Origin of the sequence: Virgibacillus sp. Bac330 (genome assembly GCF_003667845.1) — a bacterium.
In the GTDB taxonomy this organism is placed as follows: Bacteria; Bacillota; Bacilli; order Bacillales; family Amphibacillaceae; genus Virgibacillus; species Virgibacillus chiguensis.
Genome location: NZ_CP033048.1, coordinates 3,959,411 through 3,980,210 on the forward strand (window position 1 = coordinate 3,959,411; position 20,800 = coordinate 3,980,210).

Annotated in this window: 18 protein-coding genes, 1 tRNA gene and 1 riboswitch; of the genes, 7 read left to right on the forward strand and 12 right to left on the reverse strand. The window is 36.6% G+C overall.

Annotation, left to right across the window (positions count from 1 at the left end; genetic code table 11):
* Nucleotides 1-31 precede the first annotated feature (31 nt).
* A complete protein-coding gene (locus D9780_RS18390) occupies nt 32-709 on the reverse strand; it encodes a deoxynucleoside kinase (RefSeq protein WP_121641131.1) in 678 nt (225 codons plus the stop codon).
* A 33-nt stretch (nt 710-742) separates the two neighbouring features.
* Nucleotides 743-1,381 (reverse strand): deoxynucleoside kinase, encoded by a 639-nt coding sequence (locus tag D9780_RS18395; protein WP_121641132.1) that lies wholly within the window; start codon nt 1,379-1,381, stop codon nt 743-745.
* Between the two features lie 189 nt (nt 1,382-1,570).
* Here D9780_RS18395 and D9780_RS18400 point away from each other — a divergent pair.
* A tRNA-Arg gene (locus tag D9780_RS18400) sits at nt 1,571-1,643 on the forward strand.
* Between the two features lie 5 nt (nt 1,644-1,648).
* Here the strand turns inward: D9780_RS18400 and D9780_RS18405 are convergent.
* From D9780_RS18405 to D9780_RS18415, 3 genes are all read right to left on the reverse strand, one after another.
* Complete coding sequence (locus D9780_RS18405; protein ID WP_121641133.1) at nt 1,649-1,852, reverse strand: hypothetical protein; 204 nt, start codon at nt 1,850-1,852, stop codon at nt 1,649-1,651.
* Between the two features lie 645 nt (nt 1,853-2,497).
* Nucleotides 2,498-3,253 carry a MurR/RpiR family transcriptional regulator gene (locus D9780_RS18410; protein ID WP_121641134.1) on the reverse strand — a complete coding sequence of 252 codons (756 nt, stop codon included), beginning with the start codon at nt 3,251-3,253 and terminating at the stop codon, nt 2,498-2,500.
* Between the two features lie 278 nt (nt 3,254-3,531).
* Nucleotides 3,532-4,140, reverse strand: coding sequence for a pentapeptide repeat-containing protein (locus D9780_RS18415; protein ID WP_121641135.1), 609 nt, complete (start codon nt 4,138-4,140; stop codon nt 3,532-3,534).
* A 708-nt stretch (nt 4,141-4,848) separates the two neighbouring features.
* Here D9780_RS18415 and D9780_RS18420 point away from each other — a divergent pair.
* From D9780_RS18420 to D9780_RS18435, 4 genes are all read left to right on the forward strand, one after another.
* A complete protein-coding gene (locus tag D9780_RS18420; RefSeq protein WP_121641136.1) occupies nt 4,849-6,456 on the forward strand; it encodes an alpha-glucoside-specific PTS transporter subunit IIBC in 1,608 nt (535 codons plus the stop codon).
* 23 nt (nt 6,457-6,479) lie between these two features.
* Nucleotides 6,480-7,805, forward strand: a complete 1,326-nt coding sequence (locus tag D9780_RS18425) for a 6-phospho-alpha-glucosidase (RefSeq protein WP_073011693.1) — start codon at nt 6,480-6,482, stop codon at nt 7,803-7,805.
* Between the two features lie 643 nt (nt 7,806-8,448).
* The gene (locus D9780_RS18430; RefSeq protein WP_121641137.1) at nt 8,449-9,159 is read left to right on the forward strand and encodes an N-acetylmuramoyl-L-alanine amidase family protein; all 711 of its coding nucleotides are present in this window, start codon (nt 8,449-8,451) and stop codon (nt 9,157-9,159) included.
* A gap of 21 nt (nt 9,160-9,180) precedes the next feature.
* Complete coding sequence (locus D9780_RS18435) at nt 9,181-10,197, forward strand: D-alanyl-D-alanine carboxypeptidase family protein (RefSeq protein WP_121641138.1); 1,017 nt, start codon at nt 9,181-9,183, stop codon at nt 10,195-10,197.
* A gap of 514 nt (nt 10,198-10,711) precedes the next feature.
* On the opposite strand, the gene D9780_RS18440 is transcribed toward D9780_RS18435, so the two are convergent.
* From D9780_RS18440 to tenA, 4 genes are all read right to left on the reverse strand, one after another.
* Nucleotides 10,712-11,443 (reverse strand): hypothetical protein, encoded by a 732-nt coding sequence (locus tag D9780_RS18440; RefSeq protein WP_121641139.1) that lies wholly within the window; start codon nt 11,441-11,443, stop codon nt 10,712-10,714.
* Complete coding sequence (locus tag D9780_RS18445) at nt 11,440-12,885, reverse strand: sensor histidine kinase (protein WP_121641140.1); 1,446 nt, start codon at nt 12,883-12,885, stop codon at nt 11,440-11,442. Before D9780_RS18445 ends, D9780_RS18440 begins: the two co-directional genes overlap by 4 nt.
* 1 nt (nt 12,886) lies before the next feature.
* Nucleotides 12,887-13,540: a response regulator transcription factor gene (locus tag D9780_RS18450; protein ID WP_101933091.1), complete on the reverse strand. Its 654-nt coding sequence runs from the start codon at nt 13,538-13,540 to the stop codon at nt 12,887-12,889.
* Nucleotides 13,541-13,834: 294 nt separating this feature from the next.
* On the reverse strand, nt 13,835-14,530 hold the full coding sequence (gene tenA, locus D9780_RS18455) for a thiaminase II (protein WP_121641547.1): 696 nt from the start codon (nt 14,528-14,530) through the stop codon (nt 13,835-13,837).
* A 165-nt stretch (nt 14,531-14,695) separates the two neighbouring features.
* Nucleotides 14,696-14,795, reverse strand: a riboswitch (TPP riboswitch).
* Between the two features lie 154 nt (nt 14,796-14,949).
* Between tenA and D9780_RS18460 the strand changes: the two genes are divergently transcribed.
* A complete protein-coding gene (locus tag D9780_RS18460; RefSeq protein ID WP_121641141.1) occupies nt 14,950-15,666 on the forward strand; it encodes a copper homeostasis protein CutC in 717 nt (238 codons plus the stop codon).
* 97 nt (nt 15,667-15,763) lie between these two features.
* Nucleotides 15,764-16,879, forward strand: coding sequence for an IS4 family transposase (locus tag D9780_RS18465; RefSeq protein ID WP_121638939.1), 1,116 nt, complete (start codon nt 15,764-15,766; stop codon nt 16,877-16,879).
* A gap of 226 nt (nt 16,880-17,105) precedes the next feature.
* On the opposite strand, the gene opp4C is transcribed toward D9780_RS18465, so the two are convergent.
* The 3 genes from opp4C to opp4A are packed head-to-tail and all read right to left on the reverse strand — an operon-like array spanning nt 17,106 to nt 20,781.
* On the reverse strand, nt 17,106-18,008 hold the full coding sequence (gene opp4C / locus D9780_RS18470) for an oligopeptide ABC transporter permease (RefSeq protein WP_121641142.1): 903 nt from the start codon (nt 18,006-18,008) through the stop codon (nt 17,106-17,108).
* Between the two features lie 17 nt (nt 18,009-18,025).
* The gene (opp4B, locus tag D9780_RS18475; RefSeq protein WP_073011665.1) at nt 18,026-18,991 is read right to left on the reverse strand and encodes an oligopeptide ABC transporter permease; all 966 of its coding nucleotides are present in this window, start codon (nt 18,989-18,991) and stop codon (nt 18,026-18,028) included.
* A 32-nt stretch (nt 18,992-19,023) separates the two neighbouring features.
* Nucleotides 19,024-20,781: an oligopeptide ABC transporter substrate-binding protein gene (gene opp4A / locus D9780_RS18480; RefSeq protein ID WP_121641143.1), complete on the reverse strand. Its 1,758-nt coding sequence runs from the start codon at nt 20,779-20,781 to the stop codon at nt 19,024-19,026.
* Nucleotides 20,782-20,800 lie beyond the last annotated feature (19 nt).

The window sequence follows — 20,800 nt, forward strand, 5'->3', positions numbered from 1 at the left end:
GGGGAAACCACCCACGGATAGAAAAATTATTTTATACACGGTCAGATTTCCAACGACGAGATTGCTGGATAAAATGCCCGACCCGCTCTAGAACGGGTTCAATTGAGTTTTCTTTTTTCATCAAGTCATAATCAGCTATATCGATTCGCAGGATAGGGCAAGCGTTGAAGTTATTAATCCATTCTTGATAACGATAATACAATTCTTTCCAATAGGATACATCCGTGTTCTTTTCCATTTCCCGTCCACGTTCATGAATTCGATCAATAATCGCTTCAAATGAACCTTCTAAATAAATAAGGAGGTCAGGATGTGGGAAATACGGTGTCATGACCATTGCTTCAAATAAGTTCGTGTACGTTTCATAGTCAGTTTTAGACATTGTTCCATTATCGTAATGCATTTTTGCAAAAATGCCTGTATCTTCATAGATAGAGCGGTCTTGAATAAAGCCACCCCCATATTCAAAAATTTTTTTCTGTTCTTTAAATCGTTCTGCTAAAAAATATATTTGGAGATGAAAACTCCATCTTTCAAAATCAGCATAAAACTTTTCTAAATATGGATTTGTATCTACTTTTTCGTACGATGTTTTAAAGTTTAATGCTTTTGCTAGAGCGTTTGTCATCGTTGACTTTCCGACCCCGACCGTACCTGCGATTGTAATAATGCTATTATGAGGGATGTGATATTTTTCTCTTGCGTTCATTGGTGTAATTCTCCTTCTATTTCCATTTCTTCTTTATGTGCAGTTCAGTTGCTTCAAATTCATGGACACTTGTTCCATAATCTGATTTAAATGTTGTTGATAACAAATAAAATCTACCTTGTCCCCATCAATACGAATAACTGGAATATTTGGGTGCTGTTTTTCAAATTGGTTCATAAAGTCTTCATAATCCGCTGCAAGCTGTTCCAAGTAGGATGCTTGTATGTGTTGTTCCATTTCCCTGCCACGTTTTCGAATGCGTTCTAAAATGGTATCTAAACTTGCGTGCAAATAAATCATCATATTCGGTACAGGCATATCTGCTGTTAAAATATGATAAATTTTTTCGTATTTCTCGAATTTATCTTCGGGTAAAGTACGTTTGGCAAAAATCATGTTTTTTGATATATGATAATCAGCAACGACAGATTTTCCGTTACGTAAGTATTGTTTGTCAATGTCTTCTAGTTGCTTGAATCGATTGCATAAAAAGAACATTTCTGTTTGAAAACTCCACTCCTCAATATTTTCGTAAAATTTTCCTAGAAATGGATTTTCTTCAACGATTTCTTTTAGCAACTGAAATTGAAAATGAGCAGACAATTTTTCAGCAAGGGATGTTTTCCCTATACCAATTGGTCCTTCAATAGCAATAAATGGTACATGTGCCATTGTTTTATCCTCCAATCTAGTAAAAAACAGATGTAAACTATTTTATCATACTCATTATGTAGAAACCATGTACACTCTGTGAAGTGAGGTAGTACTTTTCAAGTGTGGAGGAATTTTGTATAATAGATAGTGTTGGATTAAAAAATGAGATTCGGCACTATGAAGTTTAATTGTTTATATTTTTTACTTGCCCCCGTAGCTCAGGGGATAGAGCATCGGTTTCCTAAACCGTGTGTCGCAGGTTCGAATCCTGCCGGGGGCGTATGTTTATCGTCTGTCATCTTTAAAATTGGTCACATCACTTGTAAAACCAGATTCGAGCGTTCTCGTTTTCTTGGATTCTAAACTTTCTGCGACTGCTTCCTGCATATTAGGGAGCATATGAGAATAAGTATCTAGCGTAACTTGTATAGAGAAATATTCAAGACGCGCTTGTACGATTTTAGGATGGTCACCTAATGCAAAGAGCATAGGAGTAAAACCATGAACCTTATTTTATTTACCTTTGATTGTTTTATGGCTCTTCGAAACGCTCTACCAAGATTAGAAGGTAATACATGAGTTCCTATGCCAGTGGCTACAACTAAATTACTTCCATATATGAGCTAGCTGCATTCATCTTAATCGGTTTCTCTCCATTAAGATGTTTTTTTAATTCAGATACATCCGAAGCAGATAGTGAAATAGAACGATAACTTGAGTTATTTTTTAGATCAGCAATATGAGAGAGAATAAACAAATTACGTAAATCATGTAGAAATATTTAATCAGCTGTATTAATAGTATTAGATTAGCATTTCACCCTTACTTAAATGTGGGCTTTACGTGAGAGTTCACTAAAAAATGGGTGCATACCAGAGGTCTTGAGGCCATAGCCGCGTAGGAAGATTAATCAATAAACAAATTTTTGTCATAGAAAGAAAATCACCTTTTTTCTCCTTAATATAGAAAAAATAAAGCAGAGTGTGCCGAAAAAAAGATTGGCAAAGCTCTGCGAAATTAATATTTATAATGACAGAATTTACCCCACCGTGTTTTTTATTTTCACTTCAAATGAATACTTAGAACGACTCACCAGCTCTTTTCTCATTACACAATGACATTATATCCAAACTCCTATCTCTTTTGCTGCTCACAATACTCGATATATTTACGGTACATCGCTTCAATAGCAATATAGAACGGGACAAATGAAGTGATTTCTGTTCCCTCCTTGGTTGCTCCAGGCGTTGTTGTGGCATATATGTTGTTAGGGGACATTTGTGCGAGTTTATTATTTTTTAAATTAGTGATTGTAATGACATCAATCCCTTTGGCATTTAGCTGTTTAATATTTGGAATCAGCGTTGGTGTATCACCAGATAATGAAATAATTAGGACCACATCCGTATCCTGCATCCCCCTATACATCGCTTCGAATTCCACTTGGTCGTGAATAAGGATAATAAATGTCTCAATAATAGAAAACATACGTTGACAATCTTTGGCACACATTAGTTGAGCGGTTCCTGTGCCATGTATATAGATTCTCCCTGCTTGGTACAATAACTTGCTAATAGTATCAAAATCAACGGAATCCAAGTTCTTTAGCGTTTGCGCTACATCTGAATGGAATGACTCCATAAGGTCATCTGTTGGATGTTTTGTTTCCCTTTCCCACTTTAAAAAAACCCTAAATTCGCTATAGCCACTAAAGCCAAGTTTCTTCGTTAGGCGATGAATGGATGAACGAGAGGCAAAACAAGCATTTGCTAATTCGACAATACTTAAATCATAGCAAGATTCCCGATGGCTCAGTATGTATTGGAGAACATGCAGGTCATTTTTGTTTAATTTTTCGTAATTTTTATTAATTAATGTTTCTAGTTTCATCGGACACTCCTACCTAAGCTTTGATTATTTCCAGTATAACATTCTTTTGCTAGGAGGATAATTCTTGTTCGTTTTAACGGATTTGTAAACTTGTATCGTTTATAATCAAGGCTATGTGCAACGAAAAAGAACGTAAAGTGGAAACAATCAAAAGGGAATTTCACCTTGCAAAAATGTAGTTTTATAGCGACAACAAGCTCTTGTTTACTATTAAACAAACAGAATTCTGTTGACACTCCCCTATTCCTTTACTTTTAAACCTAACATTGCGGCAAATGCTACTGCCTGTTCTGAAGAAATAATACAACCTTCAGTTCGTCTAAAGAGACAATTAATCTTTCAAAAGTAGAATTACTCAGGTCTACATTCTTTAGTGGCGTTTGCGAAAAATTGACTTCGTTTATATCACAGTGCTGGAATTGAACTTTATTAAATTTACATGCATAAAAGTCCGCACCTTTTAAAGAGCAATGATCAAGAATGATCTGTTTCGGACTACTATCATTAAAAGAGCTTAAATGCATGATACTATTTTCAAAACGCACATTTCTTAACGTGGCGTCGGCTAAGTTCACTCCGACCATCTTTGTGTCTTTGAATTCTACCCGATGAATAATCGCCCCTAAAAAATCTACGTTGGATAGATCACAGTTATCAAAAATAACGTCTGTTAATTCTACGTTTTTGAATGAGGAACCATTTAATTTGACCTGTTTAAATACGACTTGTGAAAAGTCTGTACGATCATAGTTTTTTATTTCAGCAGAGCAAGTAGAAATTGTGCAATGACGTAGAGAAGGGTCCTCGTTTTCAAATATATCTTGAAGAGAGGCGGCAGGTAAATCGATATCGATATTTGGATTTTCAATCTTTACTTTTGCCATCATAGTAGCTCCTTAAATTTTTTATGTTATAGGAAAGGTTTTATAGTATAAGCCAAGTTATACGAATCCGTTAAATGCAAAACGTTTGTTCTTATTATAGGATAAGAACCACTTGATTGGCAACCAAGGAAAGAAAATTGTTGAAGTTCATCATAATTTCGCTTGAGTTTCATGAAAAGTCGCTGAAGTTCACAAGATAGTTACTCGAAGTTCACAATGAAGTCGCTGAAGTTCACAATTACTCACGAGTTGCTAAAAACGACAGCGTGTTCTAATTATCATGGAAAGAGGAAAAAACGTTTTCTATGTTGTTCAGTTGGGAAAATTCCCAGCTTATGAAAACGCGTTCATAAATGGTAACGCTTTCCCTAAACCCTCTAAACCTATTGAATGAATGCGTGCGCCCTTCTATACTTAACTTAACAAATGAAAGCGACATCAACAAAATGGAACATTCATTATTATTTCATTTTTCGTATGATGTAAGATTAACTGTTGAAGCATTCCTTGAAAAGGTATAAAAGTGTCGAGGAGGTATTCAAGTATAAAAGGTTAATGAAGAATTTTTTTACTTTATAGGAAAATATCAAGCTTTTAAAGTGTATCGTACAAAAATCAACAGCGTTTTACTCTTAAACACGGCGATAATCTACGTTTTAAAAAGAATAGGTTATCATTCGTTATTTTACTAAAAATAGGTGGTGTATATGTATGAATGCAATCCGTAGATTTGGAAGTGCCATGATTGTACCAGTGCTCTTATTTCCATTTTTTGGTATAGTGGTAGGTTTGGCAACATTGTTCAAAAATGAGGCTGTCATGGGAGATTTGGCTAACCCAGATGGACTATGGTACCAAATTTGGACATTAATCGAAAATGGTGGTTGGACCGTATTTAATCAAATGGAGCTTGTATTTGTTATTGGGCTTCCAATATCTCTGGCAAAGAAAGCGCCAGGTCGTGCTGTTCTTTCGTCTGTCATGGGTTACTTAATGTTTAACTACTTTATTAACGGCATTTTAACGATTTGGGGGCCAGCATTCGGTGTCGACTTTGCTAGTGAAGTTGGTGGTACAAGCGGATTAAAAGAAATTGTTGGTATTAAAACATTAGATACGAACATTATCGGTGCCATATTTATTTCTGCGCTCGTTATCTGGTTACACAATCGGTATTATGAAAAGAAATTGCCAGAATCCATTGGGATTTTTCAAGGTGGACCATTCGTAGTAATGATCTCTTTCTTCTTAATGATTCCACTTGCTTTTCTTACAAGCTGGATTTGGCCAATGGTGCAAAATGGTATTGCATCTTTACAAGACTTTTTAGTTTCGTCCAGTTATATCGGTGTATGGCTGTTTCACTTCTTGGAGCGAATTTTAATTCCGACGGGGCTACATCATTTTATTTATACACCATTTGAATATGGACCAGCAGTGGTTGACGGTGGTATGAAGTCGTATTGGATCTCTCATTTAACAGAGTATTCACAGTCTACTGATGCATTACATGATATCTTCCCAGGTGGTGGCTTCTTGTTACAAGGAAACATCAAAATGTTTGGTTCCATCGGTATTGCACTTGCGCTTTATCATACAGCAAAACCAGAAAAACGTAAAAAAGTAGGTGCATTATTATTTGCAGCAGCGTTAACCGCTGTATTTGCAGGTATTACTGAGCCACTTGAGTTTACATTCTTATTTATTGCTCCATACTTATTTGCACTTCATGCAGTTCTTGGAGCAACTATGGTTACGATTATGCATGGATTTGGTCTAGTTGGTAATATGGGTGGCGGATTAATTGAAATAGCCGCAACAAACTGGGTACCGCTTATGGGGAACCATTGGGGTGTGTACATAGCTCAATTTATCATTGGAATCCTCTTCATTGTCATTTATTACTATACCTTTAAGTTTTTAATTTTGAAGTTTGATATTCCAATGCCAGGTCGAGAAAAGGAAGACAATGGCGAAACAAAGCTGTACACCAAACAAGACTATAAAGCAAGTAAAGTAGAATCTGAAAACGACGTAGCTCATGCAGAAAAAAAATACAACAATGAATATGAGCGAAAAGCAGCTATCTATCTTCAAGGTCTTGGTGGTGCAGAAAATATAGAAGATGTTACAAATTGTGCAACGCGTTTACGTGTTACAGTGCATGACCCAAATAAAGTAGAAGATGACATGTATTTTAAAGAATATGGGGAAGCCCACGGTGTGGTAAGAAATAACAAGAGTATTCAAGTCATTGTTGGATTATCCGTGCCACAAGTCCGTGATTCCATAGATACATTTTTAAATCAAAAGCAGTAAAACACATCAAGGAGGAAAAAATCATGAAACAATTTTCAATTACAATTGCTGGTGGAGGTAGTACATTTACGCCTGGGATTATATTAATGCTCTTAGAAAACTTGGATCGTTTTCCAATTAAAGAAATAAAGCTGTATGATAATGATGAAGAACGTCAAGGAACTGTAGCAGGAGGTTGTAGGATCTTATTAAAAGAAAGAGCTCCACAAATTAAGTTTGTTGAAACGGTTGACCCGAAAGAAGCATTTAGTAATATTGATTTTGTCATGGCTCATATCCGTGTTGGTAAATATGCAATGCGTGAAAAAGATGAAAAAATACCACTAAAATATGGTGTTGTCGGTCAAGAAACATGTGGACCAGGTGGAATTGCATATGGTATGCGTTCCATTGGACCAGTTATTGAACTTGTTGATTATATGGAAAAATATTCACCAGATGCATGGTTCTTAAATTATTCAAACCCTGCAGCTATTGTAGCAGAAGCAACGCGTCTTTTACGTCCAAATTCCAAAATATTAAATATATGTGATATGCCAATTGGTATTGAAGAATTAATGGCTGCATCCATTGGACTATCTTCTCGTAAAGAGATGGAAGTGAAATACTTTGGATTGAACCATTTTGGATGGTGGTTTGATATTCGTGATAAAGAAGGAAACGACCTCATGCCTAAAATTCGCGAGCATGTTTCTAAACATGGCTATGTAACAGTAGATGAGAGTAAACAGCATTCAGATGCTAGCTGGAACAGTACATTTGCTAAAGCAAAAGATGTACAAGCCCTTGATCCGACAACCGTTCCAAACACGTATTTAAAATATTATTTCTATCCAGATTATGTCGTAGAACAGTCGAATCCAGAGTATACACGAGCGAATGAAGTTATGGACGGACGTGAAAAGTTTGTTTTCGGTGAATGTCAAAAAATAATTGATAACCAAACAGCAGAGGGAACAGAACTAGAAATTGATGAACATGCTTCTTATATCGTAGATTTGGCTCGTGCAATTGCTTATAATTCAAAAGAACGCATGCTCCTTATTGTTGAAAACAACGGTGCAATAAGTAATTTTGAACCGACAGCGATGGTAGAAGTCCCATGTATCGTTGGTAGCCAAGGTCCTGAGCCACTTGTTATGGGAGAGATTCCTCGCTTTCAAAAAGGGTTAATGGAACAACAAGTCGCAGTTGAAAAGCTTGTCGTTGAAGCTTGGGCAGAAAAATCATATCAAAAACTATGGCAAGCATTGACATTATCTAAAATTGTTCCAAGTGCAAAAGTAGCTAAAGATTTATTAGATGATTTATATGAGGCGAATAAAGCGTATTGGCCAGAACTATCTTAATGAAATAAATTAAAACCCAAACTGTCTAAAAAGGTGAGTAAAACCTTTTTGGACAGTTTTTTTCATTGTAGGAAATTATCAAATTTTGCAGCTGTGGATAAATTAACTAAGTTATTTAGCCACGTCGGGCTCCAGCTCCCAGCAACTAGGCGACTTCACTCCATTGCCCTAAGCTAAGTCATCATCGGTTCGTACTAAAATAGGAAGGCCGACTAAAGACGGACTTGCCGGAGGGCGCTAGCATACTCCTGTTGCAGGAGCATGATTCCTAAAACTTTCGTTGCTTCGTTCCACTCGATACGTTGCTAACCGGGTGCCCCGAGTATTTGTTCTTTTATTGTATATGAAAAACAAAGTCTTACAAAAAAAGGATTATTGCATATCTAAATTACCTCTGTTAATATAAAATCCTATTTGGCAGCATTTACTTCTAATTAACTTTCTTTACCCTTTTCATGCCAATTTCTCTAAACGGTATAAATGTTTTGTAATATGCAACTATGATTCAAAAAATATAGTAGTTTGATACTTTGCTTTCATAGACTATAAATATATGGAAATAGATTCAAAAACGATAACTAAAAATTGTTTATAGATTTATGATAATCCGTTATAAATGAGACGAAAGGAATGTATCTAATTGATGGAGCAAAGGAATGTCATCAAATATATAATTATATCTCTGTTATTCATTTTATTAGCAGCATGTGGAGATAATGACTCTGCGGAAGGTAAGACGAAGACAATAGGCGAAACAGAACAAGAAACATTAAATGCTACAACGGATTCAGGCGAATTGAGCGGGCATACAGTAATGATCGACCCTGGACATGGGGGAAGAGATCCTGGTTCAATTGGAATTAATGACATATATGAAAAAGATTTAGTTACAAATACAACAAAACCGATAGAAAAAGCGTTACGTGAAGTAGGAGCTAATGTTATAATGACTAGGACAGAAGATGTAAAAATACCGTTAAAAGAAAGAAGAAACATGAGTAATGAAGCAATGCCGGACGCTTTTATCAGTATTCATTACAATTCATTTGAGGATCCTAGCGTAGGTGGCTTTCATACGTATTATTATTCCCAAGAAAAGGATTATCGGTTGGCACAGAGCATCCACCAGTCCCTGGGTAATGCCATCTCATTAAAGGATAGAGGGATACTCGAAGATAGCTATGCTGTATTAAGAAACAATGAAGTACCAGCTATTCTTTTAGAACTAGGGTTTATGAGTAACCCTGAAGAATTAGCACTTATTCAGTCTGATGAATACAGTCAAACGGTTGCAGAAGCAATTGTAAGTGGGTTAAAGAATTACTTTGAAACAAATGAAAATGTTTCAAGCTAGTGTTGTGAAGGAGAGGGAAGCATGAAACGGAAACATATCATCAGCTTTATCGTTTTATTATTCGTATTAGTATTTACATCAGCATGTGGAAATGGCGATAAAGAACAACAAGCAGATAAGCAGTCCAAAGCAGAGGATAACACAGAAAATACAGTGGAGGAATTACAACTGCCTGAAGCGGCTTTGCAAAAATTAGATAGCGGAGAAGATGTTAAGGCATTACAGCTTGCTTTAAAAGAAATTGGCTATGATATAAAAGATAATGGTGATTTTGATGCAGCTACAGTATGGGCCATTACTGATTTACAAATGCAGAAGGATTTACCTTTGACTGGTATATATGAACAAGAAACAGCGGAGGTAGTGAAGCAATTGGTTGAAGATGGAAATCATGATTTTGAACCTGGAAAAAAACTACCTGCAAAAGCAGAGCCTGCTACAACAGATAGCGGAACTAATGTAATCGCAAATCCGTATGAACAATTGGTGCTAGTAAATAAGGAAAATGCTTTACCAGCAGATTATACACCTGTTGATTTAGTGGTACCCGACATAAATTATCCTTTTACAGAAGATTTACCGAAAAAGAAAGTGCGTAAAATTGCAGCTACAGCAATTGAAGATTTGTTTGCCGCTGCAGATAAGGCGGGGCTAGAGTTGTTTGCTCAATCTGGGTATCGTTCTTATGATCGCCAAGAAACAGTATTTGCATCTAATGTCCAATCGTTAGGAGAAAAACAAGCTAACCAATTAAGTGCTCGACCAGGGGAAAGTGAGCATCAGACAGGTTTAACGATGGATGTGACGAGTAGAGATATGGGTTTCCAATTAAATGAGGACTTTGCTAATACAGATGAAGGTAAATGGTTAGCGGAAAATGCAGCTGAATATGGTTTTATTATTCGCTTTCCTAAAGGAAAAGAAGAAATTACGCAATATCAATATGAGCCATGGCATATTCGTTATGTAGGTAAGAAGGCTGCTAAAGAAATAACAGAGAATGACTTAACATTAGAAGAATATTTGACAGCAGAATAACGGCAGTGAAGACAGCTTGTAGGTAATTTACAGGCTGGTTCTTTGTATTATATAAGAATTTAAAGTTTAATATAAGCCTAAAAATGGAGCCGGACCGAATCATCCATAGGAATCATTTCTTCTACATCCATCGGTAAATATAATTGATAATTTGCTGCAGTTTGCCTATACTGGGCTTGTATTATTCTTTTATTTGTCATAAATCAATAATATATGAGAGCAGACCCTTTGTGGTCTGTTTTTTTGTGTATACACAAAAAAGCTGTTGCACAATCAATTACCTGATTGTGCAACAGCCCCAAGTAATCTATATTAAAAAGGGGGGAAAAGCGAGATCAAGGTCTTTTGTGTGCTCATTTTAGAACGAACTGTTCATGGATAACGTACTGAATTGGATAAGTTTTCATATTTTGAACAGTTGTCTATGGTGAGAAATGGAAGTGTTAAACCTGCGATCTCTCTTCTTACAAGAAAGTATAATAGATCAACGTATCATAGTTAGCTCATTTATCCATCAAAATGGCCTCTTTTCTGCTTCAAATGCAGGAATTAAATAGAAACTCGCAAAATACCTATCGGAAAAAAAGGAAATGAAGACGTCTTCGTCCGCTAGCGTATATATTTTTTCCGTTCTTTTATCGATTAATTTTTTTTCACTTACTTTCACATTAAAATAATTAGCTAATTTTGTAGTAGTTTGATCATGATCAGTTATAGATAAGGGTTTATTATTATTTGGGTTCACTCGATACTCATAGATTTTATTCGTTTGGGTGTCCATTGATATATTTATTTCTACACCATTAGTGGAAAAGAAAGCCTCCCAGATCGTTACTGTGTGCTGGGGATGTTGTGTATTTAAAAATGTTTTGATATTGGAATTAATGATCGTGAATTCAGGTTGCATATCAATTTGTGGAAACAACCCTTTGTTTTGCAGTTCTTTAATTTCATTTATTCCCTTAGAAAGGTATTCAGCTCTTTTCGTCTCATTATTACTTTTTTCAATGATGGCAATGTTTTCATTTCCGTCATAATGATTAACGATTAATTTTAACTTTTCTTCAATGGATGTCGTTTGATTATCATTCACTTGTTTTTCTTCTGTTTGGAAATCTGATACAAAAATATGATTCAACAAACGCTCCTCTTGAACATTTTTTAAAATAAATGGTAAGAAAGCAATACTTACCCCTATGATGGCTAAAAGAATGTTGGTAAGGTGTATTTTTTTCTTTTTCATCATCGCTTCACACCTTTAATTATTACTGTCACACAAGTACCTTTGCCAAACTCACTGTCAAATGTCAGTTCAGCTTTGTGTAAATGGATAATCTCACTGCAAATAGCAAGTCCTAAGCCAACACTTCCTTGTACCCTTGCTCTTGATTGATCAACCATATAAAAAGCGTCGGTAATTTTAGCCATTTCATCTGCTTGAATACCTTTTCCATTATCACAAATACGGATGTGATAGTCGTTTTGGTGGATAAAGCCATGGAGCTTAATTTTTCCATGATCATGATCGATTGCTTTTCTTGCATTATCGAGTAAATTGGTACAAACGGTTCGCATTAAATCGGGCTCAATAAGTATCATAGCTTCTTCTGCTTCCACATAAAATTCCATGTTTGCTTTTTCAAAAATAGGTTCCATGTACTGTTGCAAGGGGCTGAAAAAGGCAGTTGCTTTTATGGGTTTTGTTTCAATATCTCGTTTTTTTAATACCAACAAATCGAGTAATTTCATTGTTAACTCCTCAATTCGCTTTCCTTCTTGAAAAATATAATTCGCTGCCATAAATGTTTGTTCTGAATCTAACTTTTTAGAGCGAAGCATATCTGCATAACCAATCATGGTAGTAAGTGGTGTTTTTAATTCATGGCTAATACTCCCAATAAATGTTTCTTGCCTTTGATTGGCTTCTTTTAACTGAGAAATCATTTCTTCAATATGTTCAGCCATAAAATTAAAATTGCGGGATAATTCCTCAACCTCAACATAGCTGCTAACAATCGTTCGTTCTTCAAAATTTCCTTTAGCAATCTGTTTCGTTGCTTTCGATAATTTATAGATCGGTTTTGTCAGTAGCCATGCAGTGACTAGCATGACGATTGCACCTATTCCAATCATCAGCAGCGTAATATACATATACATTGTCCATTGGTCATTTTTACTCGCAAAAATATCGGATATTTCTCGAAAGTTTTCAATGTAGAATAAATCTTCATGTAATTGAAGTGGTGTCATAGCGTGAAGAAAATATTTCCCATTAACATTTTTTACTTGGTAGCCTTTAGATTGATTCGATACTTGTGTAACGGCATCGTTACTTAAATCTTCATTAAAATTATCGTATACGATATCTCCGTCCTGGTTACTAATGCGAAAAGTAAGTTCTCCACCAGATTCATAAATGGTTAAGGAGGAGGCAACGGTTATAAGTAGCTCTTCATTGGATGCTGATTCCTTGTTTTTTTCATCAGCGAAGTAAAAATCCGATACGGAAGCCTCTCGTAATTCTTTTTGTAGCGAGTATCTTAAAATATCATTTTCCTCAAATACAGAAGTGGCTTCGCGCTTGATAGAATCTTGAAAAGCGGAGTCAATTAATATATAACTTCCAATGCTGAAGCAGGAGACAGATACGATCATCGTGGAATAAAATATTTTCCAAAATAATTTCATGCTATACCTCCAGTCTATAGCCCACCTTATAGACTGCTACGATTTTATCCTTTAAACCAAGCTTTTGTCGCATACGTTGTACGTGCAGGTCAATCGTCCTGCTTTCGCCGACAAAATCTTCTCCCCAAACTTTCATAGAGATGTTACTCCGAAATAGAGCAATATTTTTATTGTTAATAAATAATAATAATAAGTCGTACTCTTTCGCTGTTAGATTAACAGTTTTTCCTGATTTGGTTACGACTCTGGAAAGCGTATCTATTTTTATATCAAACAATTCTATAAATCGTTTGTTTTTATCATATCTGCGTAAAACAGTTTCCACTCGGGCTAGCAATTCTACGATTTCAAAAGGTTTCGTTAGGTAGTCTTCCGCTCCAAGCTTTAACCCTTTTACTTTATCCGTTACATCTGATTTGGCAGTTAAAAATATGACTGGTATATCGTAAGGCTGGATATATTCTAGTAAATCATAGCCATTAATTTTGGGGAGCATAATATCTAAAATTGCTAAATCAAAATGATTTGCTTCGATCATATCAGCAGCTTGTTCTCCATCATAGGCACAGAAACATTCATATCCTGCATCTCCGAGACTCATTTTTATTAAGTCAGATATTGGTTTTTCATCTTCAACGATTAGTATTCGCACCATTGGGCAAACCTCCCTCTCTTTCATTATAAATTATCTGTGTAACAATGTTGTATCATATTTATCTGGTATATATATCCTTTCGAAATCTATAGGTTATAATAGACTGTTAGCAAGCTATTGCATCGTTCTACTTAAGGAATAAAGAAAGCTACGACATGTCACCAAGTCTTTATGGTGATAGCCGTAGCTTTTAAATGATGAGCTTTGCGGATTTTTATGAAGTTAAAAACCGCAGATGATGCCGTCCGAAATTAATCTAAGTTACCATTTCAACGGATAAAGATTTACGAAGAATTATAAGTTTTGGGCAGCTACAGGGATAGGCCACATGGCTTGATGTTCTGCCATATCCCAGAACATATATTCAAAATAGCTCGTTTTCACAACGATATCTTCCAAGATGGCTAACTCGTGTTCTGGTTTATCTTCCGCAATTGTATTAATTAAATCAATGCAATCGTTAGCTAGTGCTGTAAAATCTTCGGAGGAATACATTTGTACCCAATTGCCGTAAAATTCATGTTCCAAGGCGTTTGGCCAGGCTGCCAATGCTTTGCCAATGTAATTATAACTCCAAGCACAAGCCAGTACGGCGGCGACTGTATTTTCTATGCCACCTTGTTGTGCCACATTTAGCATATAACTTGTGTATGCAGTCGTTGTTGCCGCCGCTTCTGTTTCTTCTAATTCATCAGCAGTTATGCCAAACTTGCTTGCATAGTTACGATGTAAATCCATTTCCATATGCAAGGTTCCATGAAGTAAATTGGCAAACGTTGTCATTGTTGATAAATCATGTGCTTTCGCGCTTCCTAATGCAAACAAGCGAGAATATTCTATTAAATAAACATAGTCTTGCTTCATCCAATGCTTGAACTTTTCCTTATCAAGCCAACCTTCTCCTAACCCTTTTACAAATGGATGCTCCAAATAGGATTTCCAAATGGGCTCTACCTTTTTCCATAAACGATCTGTAAATAGTTGTTGCATCATACTATATTCTCCTCTCGATAATTGAAATTATTTTAATGCTAGAGAAGATGTGGAAACAACAAACCTTTGTAGTTCAGGATAAGACGTACTTGCATCTGGAGAAAATAATATTCCCCATTCTACGATGTAAATAGAACGGGGAAGTGATTGCCTGATTACTATTCATGCAAGTTGTCACTTCCCTACGCTAGTACAAACTAGATCAGGTTCAAAGGGTCAAGTTTCCTTTCTCAGCAATAAAATTGCTCCCCTAGTGAGATATATAATAACACTATGTATTGTCATTAAAGCATAGATGATAGATTTAGGCAAAGGAAGTGAGGATAGTAGTTAGGTTCTTTGCATCTTTTTGGTCTATTAAAAGGCGCTCTCATCAGGTAGGATAAGGGTATTGTATGTAAAGGAGAGGGTTGTTCATGCTTTTAGAAGTTATTGCTACGAACTTAACGGATGTGATAGAAGCAGAGCAGTATGGAGCAGATCGGATTGAACTTAGCCCTGCGATGGCAGAAATAGGGCTTACACCAAGTTACGGTTTACTAAAAAAAGCAGTTGAAGCTGTCCATCTGCCTATCAATGTCATGGTTCGTCCACATAGTCAATCATTTGTATACAACAAATACGATATAGACACGATGAAGGCAGATATAGATCTGATTAAAAAGATGGGTGCAAACGGTATCGTTATTGGGTCATTGACTACTGAAAAAACGATTGATGAAGAAGTGTTGAAACAGTTATTAGACGTGGCTGATGATTTAGATGTAACTTTTCATCGGGCGTTTGATTTTGCTCGTGACCAAGAAGAAGCGTTAGCATGCTTGGCACAATATAAGCAAATAACGACAGTGTTAACTGCAGGAGGTAACTATAAAGCACCTGAGGCTATTCCGCAGCTACAACAATTGATTGATTTGGCTGCGGATACGCATGTAAATATGATGGTGGGGCATGGTTTAAAGCCAGCAACATTTGCTGATGTATACGAGCAAGTGAAGCCCCATGCATTCCACTTCGGTTCTGGCGTTAGAAGGAATGATTCATTCGCCTATAAACTGGATCGCAGCAAGATACAACACATAAAAAATATCACTAGCATTGCATTAATTAAACCTGATGATTCAAAATACTGAAAATGTTCAATAATTATGTGTTCATGATACAAAAAAATCCTTTACAATGGAAGTACAGGTGGTTCCTGTCCAAATCCAAAAGTAAAGGATAATCCGTATGGACAAGAATACACTAAAATCATCATTTGGTAAATGGGTTTCACCTATAAATACGAAAAAACTATTTGAACAAGTAGAAGAAAATAAACAAGATTACTACACAAAAAAGCTAACAACTGCAGCGTATATAAAGCTTATGTTACTTGCCCAACTGCAAGGATTCGAGAGCTTGGAAGAAATGAGCGATGCCCTAATAGATGATGGACTTCAAAAAGCACTGGGGTTTGAATCGATTAGTACATCTCAGCTATCAAGGAAGAATAATGAAATGAATCCAATGATCCTTTCCCATTTATTCTTGGAACTTGTTTACAAAATAAAAGGTATCCAATTTAAAAACGGGAAATACATGCCATTGAAAATCATTGATTCTAGCACGCTTCCATTGAACTTAACGAATCATAAGTGGGCAAAGTTCCGTAAAACAAAAGCAGGAGTTAAGCTACATTTACGACTTGTATTTATGAATAAAGACACCGTCTATCCTGAAAAAGCAGTGATTACAACAGCCAAAGAACATGACAGAAATCAACTGGAAGTTCTCGTAGACGACAAAGAAGCCATGTATGTGTTTGACCGTGGATACGTTGATTATGAACGATTTGATCGAATGACAGATGAAGGCTATTTTTTCGTATCAAGACTGAAGAAAAACGCCATCACTCGTGAAGTAGAATCATTTTCTATACCTAAAGATTCTACGGTTTTATCCGACAAGATGGTTTACATCGGTTCGACGCAAAATCGTACAGAGAATGTATTCCGCCTACTTGAAGTAGTGGATACAAAGGGAAACATTCTACGATTAATTACTAACCGTTTCGATCTAGACTCCGAAGAGATTAGTGAAATTTACCGTCAACGATGGACCATTGAGCTATTTTTCAAGTGGCTCAAACAGCATGTAAAGATCAAACACTTTTATGGCATGAGCGAAACTGCCATTCAAAATCAAATTTTCCTTGCACTTATTGCTTACTGTTTACATGTACTTATCCAGTTAGAGATGAGGAGTAAGAAGTCCTTACTCCGAATTAGCCGCTGGTTAAATAAAGCGCTGTGGAAACCTGCGTACATCTGGATTCGCAGATTTGACGATAGATCTATTCCGTAAATACATACAGTGTCGTTGTTGCTAATAGTTTAATTGTATAATTTTTCCAAATGGACAGACCACCTTTGTTTAGCCTTTGTCTTTTTGGCAAAAAATCCTGCAAAGATGTTTACTGAATTTTCAAACCACATTTATGCAATGCTAGTGAAAAAATATACTCCAAAAATAAATCAGACATATGAAGCGAGCCTGAGCTTATTAAACAAGCTCAGGCTCGCTTCATGCATTATTTTTTTGATTTCGGATTGAAAGCGTCCTTAAACCCTTCACCGATAAAGTTGATGGATAAAATAGTTAATGTAATTAATAAACCTGGTGGTAGCCAAATCCACCACAGATTTTCAAACGTGCCAGGATCGCGTGCTGCTTGTAGCATATTGCCCCAGCTTGGTGTACCGACAGGAACCCCAAATCCAAGGTAACTAAGTCCTGTCTCCGCCACGATCATCGCTGCTAATAACAGCGTTGCTTGAACGATAATCGTTGACATGACGTTAGGTAATATATGTTTAATCATAACTTTAGAAGGCCTTGTTCCAATGGATATAGCACTCAACACATATTCATTTTCTTTTTCCGACATTACCTTGCTTCGAATTACCCTTGCAGCCCCTGTCCAGCTAAGCAAGCTGATAACAAGAATTAATGCTAACACTCCACTGTCAATAAAGATTGCTTGTAATACGATAACAAAAATGAGAAATGGGAAGTTCATCATGAAATCGGTAAATCGCATGAGAATGCTGTCTACTATGTTACCGTAATACCCTGAAATGGTTCCTATAATTGTCGCAATGGATATAATAATGGTCATACAAGAAAAACCAATTAATAGGGACGTCCGCCCACCGTATAGCAGCATGGTGACAATATCTCTTCCAGCAGAATCTGCTCCAAGCCAATGTTCAGCAGAAGGCGGCACTTCAACGAGTCTTGGGTTAATACGACTCGGATCAATGTCTGATAAAAGAGAAGCTGACATCGATAATGCTGTTACAACGAACAGGAAAATAAGACTTGCCATCGCAGGAATATTTCGGACAAACTTTTTACGAGCAATTCCCCATTGTGATAAGCTTTTCTTCTTTGGAGGGGCCAGCTGAACGGTTTGGTTTGTTGATGTTTCCATTTAATCTACCTCCTCCACTAATCCAATCGTATTCTAGGATCTACTAAAGCATAGAAAATATCAGCTAGTAGATTTCCGATAAGTGTCATTACGGTTAGTAACATTGTAACAGCCATAACGACGGTGTAATCTCGATTATTAATGGAATCTACAAATAATTGCCCTACCCCTGGGTATGTGAAAATGGTTTCAATAATAACAGAACCGCCAATAATACCAGCTAAATCAAATCCTAATAATGTAACGATAGGAATAACAGAATTACGTAAAATATGTTTATTATATATTTTCCTTTCTGGCGTTCCTTTGGCACGTGCCATACGTACAAAATCTTTTTGAGAACTTTCAATCATGTCATTACGTAAAAATTGCGTATAGCTAGCAATGGGTAATAAACCAAGACATAATGACGGTAAGATAGCATGTTCTACTTTACTAATAATATATTCCCATGTTCCAGGATCTACCCCCGAACCAATACTTCCCGTCGCTGGAAGCCATCCTAATTGAAAGGAAACAAAGTAAATAAACAATAAGGCTGCTACAAAACTCGGCATGGCAAGTGCTAAATAATTTAATACTTGTACACCATAGTCGCCTAATGTGTAGGGATGGCGGCCTGCGTATCTCCCCATTAAAAAGGAAACTATGTATGTAATAATCATGGCTACGACGGCTAATAATATGGTATTAGGCAGTCGCGATAATATTAATTCTGAAGCGGGCATTTTATGCACGAAGGATTGTCCAAAATCCCCTTGAAAAAATCCACTAATCCAGTTTAAATACTGCACATAAATGGGGTCGTTATAGCCAAGCTTCTCCCGCATTTCTTCAATATAAGCTGGATCTGTATTTAATGGATCAATTCTCCCTGTAAGGGCATCTCCTGGCATAAGGTTTGCCAGGAAAAATACCACTACAGAGACCAGGAAAATAATGGGGATCATGATGGCTATTCTTCGTAATGTGTATATGAGCATATTATTTTCCCCTTATTCACTAGTTTTATAGTCTATTCTTTATCAGCGTCTGTTACCCACCATAAATGTGTGTCTTGCTGAGCTGTAAAGGAATTGGTGTGAACATTTTGTAGACGTTTGTTCACTGCATAGACGTCCACTGGTGCGTATAGGAAAATGTTTGGCAATTCATCGTTAATCAATTTTTGCCATTCAGCATATACATCTTTACGGTATTCTTGATCAAAAGCTTCATCGCTAAGTCCTTTTTCAATTAACTCATCTGACTCTTCATTCACCCAACGAGCATAGTTTGATACGCTATCTGATTTCCACAAACCAGTTGGATCAGGGTCAGAACCAAGCCCCCAAGCGCCCATAAATGTTTCCACCGATTCCTCATCTTTTTCCAGGACATCATAGAATAAATTAAATTCTTTTAGACCACCGTTTAATTTCGCATTAATTCCAACATCTTGCCAATTCTGTAAAATGTATTGAGCACGTGGCTCAGAAATATCTGAACCTGACATCGTATCGAAGTTTACTGTAAACTCTTCTCCGTCTGGGTTCTCACGCCAACCATCATCATTGGTATCCACGTAACCAGCTTCATCTAATAGTTCTTTCGCTTTTTCAGGGTCATAACTGTAATCTTCTAGTTCTGCTTGATCCGCATATGCCCAGCTGACAGGAGGTACTGGTGCTCCGATTACCTCACCAAGTCCATTGGAAAAGGAATCGAGAATTCCTTGGACATCGATTGCATAAGCCATTGCTTTACGAAGTTGTTTGTTTTGGAATTTTTCATTATCCATTACGTTAACACCTTCTTCAGCATCCCAATGCCCCAATTTAAAGCCAATATAGTTAAAGCCCAGTGCTGGTTCTTCGATTGCTTCTACGTTATCTAATTCTTTTATTTCCGGGTATTGGCTACTTGGAGCTTGCATAATATCGATCTCTCCATTCTTGAGGGATCCAGTAGCTACGGAAGCATCAATAACTTTATAAACGACACCATCCAAGTATGGTTCCCCTTGCCAATAATCTGCATACTTTTCCATTTCTACCATTTCACCTGGTACAACGTTTGTTACCTTGAATGGTCCAGTACCAATTGGGTTTTTACGTACGGCGTCTGATTCCGGTAAATCAGCTACTTCTATTCCTTCATAATGGTGTTTTGGCATTGGATAGGTCCATAAATTTGCAATTGTATTTGGTGCAACGTCTGTTAACGTTAATACGATGGTTTTTTCATCAACAATTTCAATGCCGGAAATGCTGTCTGCTTCTCCTTTGTTATATGCTTCTGCACCTTCAATCATATTGACATTTGTGTAGCGCATTCCCTCGTAATCTTTGTGAGCAATAACTTCATAGGAATAGGCGATATCCTCGGTAGTCAATGGCTCGCCGTCATGCCATGTAATACCATCTTTTAGTGTGAAAGTGACGGTATTATTATCTTCGTCTACCTCAAAATCCGCCATGCCAGGTTCAGGTTGTAATTCATCATTCGTATCGACTAAGCTATCCGTTACAAACCTTAAAATTTTGTCATCATCTTCTCCTTCGTATAATCCACGCTCCAACAAGCCTTGAAACGGTTGCGTAAAAGCAAATGTTACAGTGCCACCTTTTTTAGGCTCTCCTTCTTCTTTAGCATCATCGTCAGACCCTTCTGCTTCTTCTGTTTTATCGTCTCCTTCAGCATTGCCTTCCTCCGACGTGTTATCTGCACATGCTGCTAAAAATAAAGTGAACGAAAGGAAAATGAATAAAAACAACCAAACTTTCTTTTTCAACAATGACTCCCCCTTGAAT